The organism is Rahnella sp. P4_A8, assembly GCF_056402435.1.
In genome coordinates this window covers 26,161-38,223 of the sequence record NZ_JBFUHK010000026.1, presented here as the reverse complement: position 1 = coordinate 38,223, position 12,063 = coordinate 26,161, and the positions used below count along the sequence as shown (strand labels likewise).

Annotated in this window: 13 protein-coding genes; 3 read left to right on the top strand and 10 right to left on the bottom strand. The window is 53.4% G+C overall.

Annotation, left to right across the window (positions count from 1 at the left end; all coding sequences use genetic code 11):
- Positions 1-234, bottom strand: a complete 234-nt coding sequence (locus tag AC1DUO_RS14410) for a hypothetical protein (protein WP_013575752.1) — start codon at positions 232-234, stop codon at positions 1-3.
- 173 nt (positions 235-407) lie between these two features.
- Between AC1DUO_RS14410 and AC1DUO_RS14405 the strand changes: the two genes are divergently transcribed.
- Complete coding sequence (locus AC1DUO_RS14405) at positions 408-722, top strand: type II toxin-antitoxin system RelE/ParE family toxin (RefSeq protein ID WP_013575753.1); 315 nt, start codon at positions 408-410, stop codon at positions 720-722.
- A gap of 53 nt (positions 723-775) precedes the next feature.
- On the top strand, positions 776-1,093 hold the full coding sequence (locus tag AC1DUO_RS14400) for a HigA family addiction module antitoxin (protein ID WP_015690029.1): 318 nt from the start codon (positions 776-778) through the stop codon (positions 1,091-1,093).
- Between the two features lie 114 nt (positions 1,094-1,207).
- On the opposite strand, the gene AC1DUO_RS14395 is transcribed toward AC1DUO_RS14400, so the two are convergent.
- From AC1DUO_RS14395 to chaB, 8 genes are all read right to left on the bottom strand, one after another.
- Entirely contained in the window at positions 1,208-2,785 is a 1,578-nt protein-coding gene (locus AC1DUO_RS14395; protein WP_015690030.1) for an ABC transporter substrate-binding protein, read from the bottom strand.
- Positions 2,786-2,927: 142 nt separating this feature from the next.
- The gene (locus AC1DUO_RS14390; protein WP_015690031.1) at positions 2,928-3,605 is read right to left on the bottom strand and encodes an ABC transporter ATP-binding protein; all 678 of its coding nucleotides are present in this window, start codon (positions 3,603-3,605) and stop codon (positions 2,928-2,930) included.
- A complete protein-coding gene (locus AC1DUO_RS14385; RefSeq protein WP_223509804.1) occupies positions 3,598-4,422 on the bottom strand; it encodes an ABC transporter ATP-binding protein in 825 nt (274 codons plus the stop codon). Before AC1DUO_RS14385 ends, AC1DUO_RS14390 begins: the two co-directional genes overlap by 8 nt.
- A 49-nt stretch (positions 4,423-4,471) precedes the next feature.
- Positions 4,472-5,350, bottom strand: a complete 879-nt coding sequence (locus AC1DUO_RS14380; RefSeq protein WP_013575758.1) for an ABC transporter permease — start codon at positions 5,348-5,350, stop codon at positions 4,472-4,474.
- Between the two features lie 5 nt (positions 5,351-5,355).
- On the bottom strand, positions 5,356-6,408 hold the full coding sequence (locus tag AC1DUO_RS14375) for an ABC transporter permease (RefSeq protein WP_013575759.1): 1,053 nt from the start codon (positions 6,406-6,408) through the stop codon (positions 5,356-5,358).
- The gene (locus AC1DUO_RS14370) at positions 6,408-7,976 is read right to left on the bottom strand and encodes an ABC transporter substrate-binding protein (protein ID WP_013575760.1); all 1,569 of its coding nucleotides are present in this window, start codon (positions 7,974-7,976) and stop codon (positions 6,408-6,410) included. Before AC1DUO_RS14370 ends, AC1DUO_RS14375 begins: the two co-directional genes overlap by 1 nt.
- A 284-nt stretch (positions 7,977-8,260) precedes the next feature.
- Complete coding sequence (locus AC1DUO_RS14365; RefSeq protein WP_013575761.1) at positions 8,261-8,950, bottom strand: gamma-glutamylcyclotransferase; 690 nt, start codon at positions 8,948-8,950, stop codon at positions 8,261-8,263.
- Positions 8,951-9,299: 349 nt separating this feature from the next.
- Positions 9,300-9,533 (bottom strand): putative cation transport regulator ChaB, encoded by a 234-nt coding sequence (chaB, locus tag AC1DUO_RS14360; protein ID WP_013575762.1) that lies wholly within the window; start codon positions 9,531-9,533, stop codon positions 9,300-9,302.
- 471 nt (positions 9,534-10,004) lie between these two features.
- Between chaB and chaA the strand changes: the two genes are divergently transcribed.
- Positions 10,005-11,105, top strand: a complete 1,101-nt coding sequence (gene chaA, locus AC1DUO_RS14355; RefSeq protein WP_013575763.1) for a sodium-potassium/proton antiporter ChaA — start codon at positions 10,005-10,007, stop codon at positions 11,103-11,105.
- A gap of 116 nt (positions 11,106-11,221) precedes the next feature.
- Here chaA and phoH read toward each other — a convergent pair whose 3' ends face one another.
- Entirely contained in the window at positions 11,222-12,010 is a 789-nt protein-coding gene (phoH, locus tag AC1DUO_RS14350) for a phosphate starvation-inducible protein PhoH (RefSeq protein WP_013575764.1), read from the bottom strand.
- Between the last annotated feature and the right edge of the window lie 53 nt (positions 12,011-12,063).

The window sequence follows — 12,063 nt, the reverse complement described above, 5'->3', positions numbered from 1 at the left end:
TCAGTGGTCGAAAACAGTGACAGGCAGAATACCGATGGAAATCATTATCATGCTCATCAGCCCGACGCAACCCGGGGCGTGGCTTAAAATCGAAAATTGTTGTCCCCCGCCTGTTCCGCCGCCACGCTGATAAAGTGCGGTCACTACGCCGCCAATGCAGCGTAAACATTCTGCGCGCTTTGCCGCACTTATGCCGTCCCCTCTGTCGGACGATGCAAATTCTCTGGAAAACATCCTGCAAAATCCTAAACAACCGCTTTCGCTAAATGCATGAAGCATTAAAGTCACGTTCGTTCCCGGGAGAACAATCCCTATACAACGGCAAAAGACTCTGTTAATTTATGCACCGAAGCACAGTGCAACAAGGCTTCGGTGCCCCACCTTAAAAATCAGGATGGGTTCATCTCATGAACGATATGCTCAGGATAAGCAGTTTCCGCGATCAATGGCTGGAAGACTTTTTCCACTTCGCCACTCCCCATCGCAAAATACCCTGGACGCTGGCAACTGCTCTGGAAAGGAAGCTGGATATGATCAATGCCGCAATGGATTATCGCGATTTACTCTGGCCCCCGGGCAATCGCTATGAAGATCTGGCCCCCCCGTTAAAGGGATTTTCATCGATCAGGGTGAATGAGCAGTACCGTCTGATTTTTTACTGGCGGGAAGGAAAAGCACATGGCCTGTATTTAGATCCCCACGGTTACAGGAGTTACCGGTAATTATGAGCATATTCGCTTTGATGTTAATGAAGACATACCAGAAGGAACATCGTATGGCTGTGACCACACGTAAACCCGCTACCGTTGGTGATATTTTACTTTACGAATTTCTCGAGCCTGCAGGCCTGCGGATCAACGATCTCGCCGACATGCTGAATGTTCACCGCAATACCATCAGCGCGCTGGTGAATAACAACCGCAAACTGACCGTTGATATTGCCTTCCGGCTGGCAAAGACATTTGAGACCTCTGTCGAGTTTTGGTTAAACCTGCAAACCAATGTCGATATTTGGGAAGTGCGCAATAACCCGCGCCTGATGGATGACATTAACAAAGTCGCCCATCTGAAAGATTTTATGAAAAAGTCATGAAAACTCCGCAGCAGACAAGCCTCAATGGCGCGTTCTGGAACCTGCTGACAGGAGCGACCCCGAGACCTGTGGCCCGGGGTCATGACTTGAGAATAAGGGACGATGAAACCCCTCTTATTCCTTACTCACCGTATCCAGATACAACTGGCTCCCCGCCACATTCTGGCTCGCACCTTTCACGTTATCGCGGATGGCCACCAGCAACTTGCTTTGCAACGCCACCACAAAGGGTGAGTTTTTCTGCAATTCACGCTGCAAATCTGCATACAGCGCCTTGCGTTTGGTCGGGTCAGATTCCGCCGCCGCTGCGCGGGTTTGTTTGCTGATTTCCGGGATCACCCACTGAATACGCTGTGCCAGTGTTTTCGGCCCGTTCGGCACGTTATAGGCAAAGGTACTGGCGTTGGTGTTCGGGTCGAGGTAATCCGCACCCCAGTAAGTGAAGATCGACTGGAATTTATGCGCGCGCATGCGGGTCAGCACATCGCTTTCCACCAACGGATGCACCACTAAATTGATATCGGCTTTGGCAAAGCTGGCCTGCAACGCCTGCGCGATATCGGAATAAGGTGGCTGGTTAATCACGATTAAATCGATTTTAGTCCCCGGTGCAATGCCGCCTTTGTTGAGAATGGCTTTGGCTTTCGCGACGTCGTATTTGAACGGCTGATCGTCAATGGCACCGGCTAAACCGTCCGGCAGGAAAGTCTGATGAATGCCGTACTGGCCTTTGAGCAGATCGGTTGAAATACCCTGGTAATCTACCAGCCAGCGGGCAGCCTCCCAGAGTGCGGGATTCGCCAGCGCCGGTTGGGTGGTATCGCCGACGTTAAACGCCAGATAGAACACTTTCGCCGCCGGGAACTGGGCGACATGTACACCCTTTTCTTTTTGCAGCGAGCTGAACTGATCCGCGCCTAAATCGTATGCCACGTCAGCATCACCATTAAGTACCAGCAGACGGCGGGTAGAAGGATCACCGACATTTTTAAAGAGTACGTTTTCCAGCTTCGCCAGCGGTTTGGCATTCGGGTTACGTTTGAAGATTAGCGCTTCGTGAGGCACATAGTTACGCACTTCAAAGGCACCGCTGCCTGCTGAACGTGAACGCAGCCAGCTGTTGCCGAAATCGTTCTGATCGACATGTTCTTTCAACAGCTTGCTGTCAACAATGCCTGCCACCGGCGCGGATAAAATGCTCAGCACCAGACCACTGCCGATATCCGCAGGCCAGCTCAGCTGCACTTTATCGTCCGACAGTTTTTTCAGATTGCCGTCGACATTTTCTGGTGTCCAGCCCAGTTCGCCGAGAATAAACGACGGGCTTTTATTGAGTTTGACCACGCGACTAAAGGAATAAATCACGTCGTCAGCGGTCAGCGGATTGCCGCTGGCAAACTTCTGCCCCGGCTTAAGGGTGAAAATCAGGCTGTGCGCGTCAGGCCCTGGCTGCCAGCTGGCGGCGGCGTCCGGGTCGAGTTGATCGGGATGCTGACGGTTTGAAACCACCAGCTGCTGATACAGGTTAACCAGATTGCCGGAACTGACGGTTTCAAAACTCTCCGCCGGATCCAGGCTGATAATACCTTCGAGCGAACCGGCTACCACCAGCGTATCCGCAGGTGTCGCCGCATCCACACGGGTTGCCGCCATCATGAGCAGAAATAACAGGGAAGGAACACGTACTTTCATTGAGGTCGATCTCCACAGGTGAAAAGACAGTTTTTCCGAGTGTAGAGGTGCAACGGCAAGGCCCGAACAATGAAATAAAGCTTTGTTATTTAATAAATTAGATTAAGCATTTTCCAGCTCCCTCCCCCGCGAAGGGGAAGGACTACGTCAAGACGTAACCCTTGGCCATATGCACCGCACGATCACACATATGGTCAATCACATCCGCATCGTGGCTGACCAGAATCATGGTCAGGTCGCTGCTGGCTTTCAGGTCGTTGAGTAAATTGAGAATTTCCGCCTGTACAGACATATCGAGGGCAGACGTCGGTTCATCAAGCAGCAGCAGTTTCGGTTTAAGCAGGAGTGCGCGGACAATTGCCACGCGCTGACGCTGGCCACCGGAAAGCTGATGCGGATAACGGTTCATCAGCGCCGGATCCAGCCCGACCTGGCGAAAACCTTCGGCAATTTTCTGTTCAATATCCTGTTCTTTGAGGATTTTCAGCGGCTCTGCCAGCGTGCGCAGCAGCTTGTGTTTCGGGTGCAGCGAGGCATAAGGGTCCTGAAAAACCATCTGCACGTCGCGGCGCAGGCTACCGGTAAAAGGTTTACCGGGTTTCACCTGATGATCAAGCAACGTCAGGCTGCCGTCCCAGTGTCCGTTCAGGCCCGCCAGCACCCACAGCAGCGAGGATTTACCGCAACCGGACGGCCCGACCAGCCCGAAGCATTCGCCTTTGTTGATAGTCAGGTTGACGTTATGTACCACCGTGCGGGTTTCGTAACCCTGACGATGCGACACGCTCAGCTGATGCAGTTCAGCAATAATCTCACTCATGGCGCGGTTCCTGTTTTAAAGAGGCCAGCAGCGCGCGATCCAGCACCGGCAGGCGTTCACCGTGGGTAAATTTGCTCGGACGGCATGACCAGAGTGTATGCGTATAAGGATGTGTAGCGTTCGCCAGTTGATCGGCTGCAAGCTCATCGAGCAGTTCGCCTTTGTACATCACCAGCACACGTTCACAATAGCGGGCGACCTGTTGCAGGTCGTGACTGATGAGGATCAGCCCCATATTTCGCTGTTCGACTAAACGCTCAATCAGCCCCAGAACCTGCTCACGCATGTCGAAATCCAGCGCGGAAGTGGGTTCGTCGGCAATCAGCCATTGCGGGTCGTTGATCAGTGCAATCGCCAGCATCACGCGCTGCCCCATCCCGCCGGAAAGTTGATGCGGATACTGCTGTTGCAGAAAAGCCGGATTCGGCAGACCGACCGCATTCAGCATCTCGGTGACCTTTTCCTGACGCTCCTTGCGGCCAAGACGGGTGTGCAAACGCAGCGGTTCTTCCACCTGTTTGCCGATTTTCTGCGTCGGATTCAGCGCATGTTTCGGATCCTGCATGACCATCGATACGCGGTTACCGCGAAGCGTGCTCCACTCACGTTCTTTGAGTGTGGTCAGATCGTTATCACCCAGCGTCAGCTGTGACGCGCGCAGCTTGCACGGATGTGGCAGCAACCCCATCAGCGCGCGGGCAGTCAGGGATTTGCCGGATCCGGACTCGCCGACCAGCGCCACACGTTCCTGTCCGACGCTGAATGACAGGGATTTCACCAGTTCCAGCGGACGTTCACCCGGCAGGTAAATGGTCATATCTTTCGCGACCAGCTTGTCGCTATTTGATTTGTCTTTATGTAAAAAGTCAGTTGCCATGTCGTGGATCCATTTTGTCACGCAGGCCATCGCCCAGCAGATTGAAAGCCAGGCTGGCGAAAAGAATCGCTCCGCCCGGTGCAGCGGCGACCCACCACTGATCGAAAATGACTTTGCTGCCTTCGGCAACCATCGAGCCCCATTCAGCCGTCGGTGGCTGAATGCCCATGCCGAGAAAGCCCAGACCGGCAGAGGCCAGAATGATGCCGCCGAGGCTGAGCGCCGCACGCACCACGGCGCTGGGCAGGCACAGCGGCAAAATGTGGCCGAACATCAGTCGCAACCCGCCGATGCCCTGCATGCGTGCCGCCGCCAGATAATCGCTGCGGCGAAGTGCCAGTGTCTCGGCCCTCGCCTGTCGCGCAAACGGCGGCCAGCTGGTGAAAGCCAGAGCCAGTGCACCGTTCATCAGACCGGGGCCCAGGATCGCCACCAGCGCCAGCGCCATGACCAGACTGGGCAAGGACATCACAATATCGGTCAGTCGCATCACAATGCGTTCATACCAGCCGCCAATGTAACCGGCGCTGATACCGATCAGCAGGCCAACCGGAATGGTCAGTACCAGGATCAGTGACACCAGCAACAGCGTCGGGCGCGCGCCATATACCACACGCGAGAGCAAATCACGGCCAAAACCGTCGGTGCCCAGCCAGTGGGTTTCCGATGGCGGCAGCAGACGCAGCTCGATGTGTTGAATGTTCGGGTCAAACGGCGCCAGCCACGGTGCGAGCAGCGCGGTCAGTACCAGAATAGCGACCAGCACCAGCCCCACAGAAAACGTGGTGATGCGCCGGGCCGGTTTCCAGACGGATGTTTCGGCTTCCGCCTCAACCTGCGTGGGTTGTTCAGGGATCATTTGAGTCATAGAAACTACCGGGTCCGCGGATCGAGCAGATAAGTAAGGGCGTCAGCCAGCGCATTAAGCAGCACAAAGCAGGTGCCGATCAGCAGCGTAGCGCCAAGAATTGCCGGAGTATCCGCGGCGAACAGCGCGGTGGTCAGATAACGTCCAACGCCCGGCCAGGCAAATACCGTTTCCGTCAGAACCGCCCCTTCCAGCAAACTGGCGTAGGAAAGCGTCAGCACGGTGATCAGCGTGCCGAGCACATTCGGGAAAACGTGACACAGCAATACACGTACCCTGCCCGCGCCTTTCGAGCGCGCCAGAATCACATATTCTTTGTTCATTTCGCCGAGCATCGACGCACGCAGAAGGCGCGTAATGCCCGCCATCGACAACATCGCCAGCACCGTTACCGGCAACCATAAGTGGCTGATGGCGTTGTAGAACATTTCACGGTCGCCGGAAAGCCAGGTATCAATCAGCACAAAACCGGTGCGCGGCGTCATAGTGTACATATACAGGTCATCAAGCCGTCCCGGCCCGCCCGCCCAGTGCAGTACCGCGTAAAACAGCAAAAGGCCGAGCAGGCTCAGCCAGAAAATCGGTACAGAATAACCGAGCAGCGACACCATTCTCGCAACGTTATCCAGCCAGCTTCCCGGTTTCCACACCGCCAGCAGCGCCAGCAGAATGCCGAGTGTGCCGCCAAGCAGGATCGCACAGGTCGCCAGTTCGACCGTTGCCGGGAAGGTGCGCATCAAATCGCTGGCGACCGGCTGCGCGGTGATGCGGGAGATACCCATATCGCCGTGCGCCAGTCTTTCCAGATAACGGGTGAACTGCACCGGCACCGACTGATCGAGACCTAAATCACGACGCACCTGCGCATAGGTGGCTTCACTGGCGTGATCACCCGCCACCTGAAGTGTCGGGTCAATCGGAGCAAGATGGGAAAGCGTAAAAGTAAACGCCAGCAGGCCGAGTAACGTCAGCGCCAGCGAAATCACGCCAGTCAGCAAACGGCCTGACCAGCGCCAACCCTGCCGGACGAATCCGGCGGGTGTTGAACTGTCTGTCATTACTTAGTGACCTTGCTGTAGAAGACCATGTCAGGGTTGATGCCCTGCACGTAACCTTTGATGTTGTCGCGTACGGCAATCAGGCTTTTCGCTTGCAGGCCAATCACGAACGGTGAGTTTTTCTGTACTTCCAGTTGCAACTGACGGTAATCCGCCACGCGTTTGGCCTGATCCGGTTCCGCAATCGCGGCCAGCGTCAGTTTATTGAGCGCCGGAATGGACCAGTTCGCCCGCCATGCCAGCGTTTTGCTGCCATCTTCCGGGTTGAAAGCAAACGCCGAAGCGTTAGTGTTCGGGTCAAAGTAATCCGGTCCCCACGAAGACATATACGCATCGTAATTGTGTGATTTCACTTTGGTGGAGATCTGCGAGCTTAAACCCGGATCCAGTTTCACCGTTACGCCGCCCTGCGCGAAGCTGGCCTGCAACGCCTGGGCGATGTCCAGGTACGGCGGCTGATTGGCGGTAGACAGCGTGAAGCTGACGTTGGTCAGCCCGGCTTTTGCCAGAATCGCTTTGGCTTTCGCCGGATCATAGGTGTATGGCGTGTCATTCAGCGCGCCCAGATAACCTTCCGGCAGGAAGGCCTGATGCACCTGGAACTGATCTTTCATCAGATCGTGCGCAATGTGGTTGTAATCGAACAGGTAACGGGCCGCTTCCCAGAACGCAGGATTACCCAACGCCGGAGAAGCTTTGGCGTTGAACTGCATGAAGTACAGCGAGGCATACGGGATCGCCAGAGGCTTAACGCCTTTTTTGCCGGCGAGTGCGGCCATCTGGTCAGAACCGAGATTACGCGCCATATCGGCATCCCCCTGCTCGATCAGCAAGCGGCGTGCGGCAGGATCCGGTACGTTTTTGATCAGAATGGTTTTCAGCTTCGGCGCGCCTTCCGGCGAAGTCGGATTCGCAGACAGAATCACCACTTCATGCGGAATGTAGTTGCGGATCTGATACGGGCCGGAACCGGCAGAATGGTTGCTCAGCCACTGATGACCCAGGTCGTCAGCAGTGGCGTTAGCTTTCACCAGTTTGCTGTCAACGATAGAAGATACCGGCGCCGACAGCAGGCTCAACACGAATGACGGGCTGACATCGGCGGTCCAGCTGACTTTTACGTGCTGGTCATCGATTTTAGTCAGGAAGGTATCGACGTTTTTATCGGTCCAGCCCAGTTGCGTCAGAATGAACGAAGGTTCGAGATTCAGCTTCACCACACGCGATAACGAGAAAATCACATCATCGGCTGTCAGCGGATTGCCGCTGGCAAAGGTGGCTTTCGGTGACAGCGTGAAGGTCAGGCTGCGGTTATCTTTACCTGTTTCCCAGGAGGCCGCCAGCGTCGGTTTTAAATCGATCGGGTTGTTCGGGTCAGACTGCACCAGACGCTGATAAATATTATTGAAAGCCTGAACCGTGGTCAGTTCGAAGCCCTGCGCCGGATCAAAACTGGAGGTGTCATCAATGGATTGCGCGATAACCAAAGTATCCGGCGGCGTGGCAGCCTGCGCAGAGAAAGTAGCCGCAATAGCCGTAAACAGGACGGACGGTAATAAAGCTTTCATCAGGTCAGACTCTCCAAGGTAGCGAAATTGCTAAAGTTTTGTTGAGTGTAAAGTTTCTTCAACCTACCAGAAAGTCTGATAAATACTATCGTTATGCGAATTTTGCATAACGTTATCTGATTGGTTATTAAAGCGTCGGAATGCGGTCTGGCGGGGGATTGTTACTGTACAAACCACAGGGAAATACCCGCTGAAGGGATGTGGGAATGAATAGCACGTAAACCGGGGGGTGTTAAGGGAAGCGGGCTGTACGGAAGGACACGCACAGCCCGGAGATGCGAGGCTTAGCTCAGCCCCGGCACATCAAAACCGGGAGAAACGGACAACAGCATCCGTACCTGTTTGACCAGCTCACTCATGCAGTCATCACGCATGCCGTAGTTGTTCAGCTCTTTTTCCAGGGCAAACAGATATTGTGCATTGGTTCCGAGCGGGCCGCTGGCCTGCGCAATCAGTGGCGCGATAACCTGATAATCGGTATCGGCCTCATATTGCGGGTGCGAGGGATCCATAATGAACACCAGCGCCGTCACCTTGCGGCCATCGTCGAGATTCAGTTCGCACCAGGTCGGACGATAACAGCCGGTCAGCATTTCACGCTTCCACAGCAATTCGAGTTCATCGAGAAGTGTGTCTTCCGGCAGACGGAACGCCAGACCGGTGGTTTTTCCGCCATCCCGCAGCGCCAGCATGCGGCCAGGTTGCGCATGGGTGCCACGCCCGGAGGTGAGGCGTAAACAGAAGGCACGATGATAACCGTGCAATGTGGCGGGTCGCGCCTCTTCCGAGTCAAAAACCGGGTTCCACATCAGTGAACCGTAACCAAAAATCCAGACCGGGCTGTTGTCGGGGCGACGCGCCAGCGTGCAGCTCAGAGAGGCTGCGCGCTGTTCAGGGGTCAGTAGCATCGACTCATCAATGCTGCCGAATGCTGTTTTGCAATCTGCGTTACGCAGGAAATCTCGAGTTAACATTCATTCCCCCTTCGGTACGACTTACTTTTGAACATGCCATGCTGTTAACGCTGTGTTCTCCGTTATCGTGAGTTTCATTTAATAACGCTATCGGACAGTTTCGCCTGAGCTTCAGGCCGCAGGGCAAATTTATTAGGAAGTTTCGTATACCCCTGCTGAATGAAACCTTATTCGTTTCTTTCGTTGCAATCAAGGTTGAGAGCGATCACAAAACGAAAATAAAGTGATTATTTTATGAACATTGCATGAATGTTGATATTTAGGGGGGGAATAAAACAAAAACAGCGGGAACCCGGAGGCCGGGCAGACCTTCTGGCAGGCGCGGGATCGCCCTCACCTGCCATTCATATCAGGATTTCTTAGGATGCCACTTATCGTCATCTCCTTTTTTATACCCATGTTTCACAGCGGCCCAGGCAACTTTATGCGCCGTTTCCTCACGCGAGTCATCGCCCTGCCGGTCTTTAGGTTTTTTATACTCATCCCAGGCGCTGTTAAACGCTTCCTTATAGATATCCTGCGCATGGGCAGGAAGCACATTGCGCACGGATTCAGGCAACGCTGAGCGGTTCTGATAAGGCATAGTCGTCTCCTTTTTCATAGCGTTCATCGCATTGATATTTTTTATGTGCGGCGTCTGCGCACAGGATAAAGTCTAGCTGCTACCCTCAAAGGACGCTGCCAGATTATTCTCGTTATCGGGCCGCTGACTGCACATTTCCTCCATGAGATTGTGTGGGTATCCTGATGATTTACATAAACTGACGCATAATCGCCATATTACTACAATAGCAATATAATACATTGTTTTTAAATGACTTAATATTTTAACAAAACAAATTATTAGGGTGTTTATTGCTGGTTAATTCAGATTATTCCCTGATAAACAATTGGTATGTCATTTTTTATGCATTAACAATGACTTTACCCTGTTAATAGATTAATTTATCTACTATACTTAACAGGTTAGACCTTTATGCTGCCAGGCATTTTTCTGACAACTGACAGACAGGCGGTTGTTATTACGTGAGCGTTTATAAGGAGAATAATCATCATGGTGTCTTCACAGGAACATCCAAAAATCAAAACCCGCCATCAGGAATACTCCCTGGTTTTTCCCATCGCTGCACTTATCGTTCTCATCCTCTGGGGCAACAGCAGTAACTTTGCCTCGGTTGTCGGTATCAATTTAATCGCGCTGGTCGGTATCCTCGCCAGCGCCTTCAGCGTGGTGCGTCATGCCGACGTACTGGCACATCGTCTTGGCGAACCTTACGGGTCGTTGATCCTCAGCCTTTCAGTGGTCATCCTCGAAGTCAGCCTGATTTCGGCCCTGATGGCGACCGGCGACGCCGCGCCCGCGCTGATGCGTGACACGTTGTTCTCGATCATCATGATTGTTACCGCCGGTCTGGTTGGCGTTGCCCTGCTGTTGGGCGGGCGCAAATTTGCGACACAATATGTGAATCTCGGTGGTATCAAACAGTACCTGATGGCGATATTCCCGCTGGCGGTGATTGTGCTGGTGCTGCCTGCCGCGTTGCCGGCGGGCAATTTCTCGACGCTACAGGCGTTGTTTGTCGCGATGATTTCAGCCGCCATGTACGGCGTATTTTTGCTTATCCAGACCAAAACCCACCAGAGCCTGTTTATTTACGAGCATGAAGATGAAGGCGAAGAAGACGGACACGGAAAACCGTCTTCGAAAAGTAACCTGACGCATACGCTCTGGCTGATTGTCCATCTGGTGCTGGTTATCGCAGTGACCAAGTTCAACGCCAATCCGCTGGAAAGCCTGCTGACCGAACTGAATGCTCCTGCGCAGTTCACCGGCTTCCTGGTCGCGTTACTGATCCTTTCACCGGAAGGTCTGGGCGCACTGAAAGCGGTACTGAAAAATCAGGTACAGCGCGCCATGAATTTGTTCTTCGGCTCCGTGCTGGCGACGATTTCACTGACCGTACCGGCGGTGACCGTCATCGCCACCCTGACAGGTCAGGATCTGATTTTCGGCCTGGATCCGGCGAATATTGTGGTGATGCTGGCGGTGCTGATCTTGTGCCAGATTTCATTCTCCACCGGCCGTACCAATGTATTAAACGGTACTGCGCATCTGGCCCTCTTCTGCGCCTACATGATGCTAATTATGCTTTAAATCTTCATCCTTCGGGTTGCCGCCCTGATACAACCCAAATGATTTTGATTGAATGAAGAATGACAAAAGAAAGGCCGCTCAACTGAGCGGCCTTTTTCATGGGAGGGATGGGAGAATTAAGAGTAGGCGTGGAGAGTGCGTTTACACAGCTCTGAACGCACGCAGTCCTCTTTGCCAAATTCAATGATGCCAATCATCTCGTCTTCTTCGAAGCGAGACATTGCATCGCTGAGCCCCGATACTACGCCGCGTGGTAAATCGCACTGGGTAATATCACCGTTAACAATCACCGTCACATTTTCACCGAGACGGGTCAGGAACATTTTCATCTGGCTGGCCGTGACATTCTGCGCTTCGTCCAGAATAACCACCGCATTTTCGAAAGTACGCCCGCGCATATAAGCGAATGGCGCAATTTCAACCTTCCCTATTTCCGGTCGCAAACAATATTGCAGGAATGATGAACCCAGACGACGTAATAGAATGTCGTAGACCGGACGGAAATAAGGCGCGAACTTCTCAGAAATATCACCGGGCAGGAAACCGAGATCTTCATCGGCTTGCAATACCGGGCGCGTCACAATAATCCTGTCGATTTCTTTGTGAATTAATGCCTCTGCCGCTTTCGCAGCGCTGATAAATGTTTTGCCGCAACCGGCTTCACCGGTGGCAAAAATTAACTGCTTATTCTCTATGGCTGATAAGTAATGACCTTGAGCTTCAGTACGCGCTTCGATGACGGACGTATCGCGGGAGTCGCGAGCCATGCCGATCGATTCCAAACCGCCCATCTGTACTAATGACGTCACAGATTCTTCCTCGCGCTGGCGGTGACTACGTGAATCACTACGAATAACACGTTTTGCTTCACGACGAGCTTTGATCACTGCTTTCTGTCTTCCCATAGTGGCACCTTACAGTTTGATTCACTTAACGCTAAGGCATAATTGCCCGCACG

What these genes read in the sequence shown, in the direction of transcription:
- AC1DUO_RS14410 (WP_013575752.1), bottom strand. Translation starts at nt 234, where the DNA reads ATGTTTTCCAGAGAATTTGCATCGTCCGACAGAGGGGACGGCATAAGT.
- AC1DUO_RS14405 (WP_013575753.1), top strand. Translation starts at nt 408, where the DNA reads ATGAACGATATGCTCAGGATAAGCAGTTTCCGCGATCAATGGCTGGAA.
- AC1DUO_RS14400 (WP_015690029.1), top strand. Translation starts at nt 776, where the DNA reads ATGGCTGTGACCACACGTAAACCCGCTACCGTTGGTGATATTTTACTT.
- AC1DUO_RS14395 (WP_015690030.1), bottom strand. Translation starts at nt 2,785, where the DNA reads ATGAAAGTACGTGTTCCTTCCCTGTTATTTCTGCTCATGATGGCGGCA.
- AC1DUO_RS14390 (WP_015690031.1), bottom strand. Translation starts at nt 3,605, where the DNA reads ATGAGTGAGATTATTGCTGAACTGCATCAGCTGAGCGTGTCGCATCGT.
- AC1DUO_RS14385 (WP_223509804.1), bottom strand. Translation starts at nt 4,422, where the DNA reads ATGACCATTTACCTGCCGGGTGAACGTCCGCTGGAACTGGTGAAATCC.
- AC1DUO_RS14380 (WP_013575758.1), bottom strand. Translation starts at nt 5,350, where the DNA reads ATGACTCAAATGATCCCTGAACAACCCACGCAGGTTGAGGCGGAAGCC.
- AC1DUO_RS14375 (WP_013575759.1), bottom strand. Translation starts at nt 6,408, where the DNA reads ATGACAGACAGTTCAACACCCGCCGGATTCGTCCGGCAGGGTTGGCGC.
- AC1DUO_RS14370 (WP_013575760.1), bottom strand. Translation starts at nt 7,976, where the DNA reads ATGAAAGCTTTATTACCGTCCGTCCTGTTTACGGCTATTGCGGCTACT.
- AC1DUO_RS14365 (WP_013575761.1), bottom strand. Translation starts at nt 8,950, where the DNA reads ATGTTAACTCGAGATTTCCTGCGTAACGCAGATTGCAAAACAGCATTC.
- chaB (WP_013575762.1), bottom strand. Translation starts at nt 9,533, where the DNA reads ATGCCTTATCAGAACCGCTCAGCGTTGCCTGAATCCGTGCGCAATGTG.
- chaA (WP_013575763.1), top strand. Translation starts at nt 10,005, where the DNA reads ATGGTGTCTTCACAGGAACATCCAAAAATCAAAACCCGCCATCAGGAA.
- phoH (WP_013575764.1), bottom strand. Translation starts at nt 12,010, where the DNA reads ATGGGAAGACAGAAAGCAGTGATCAAAGCTCGTCGTGAAGCAAAACGT.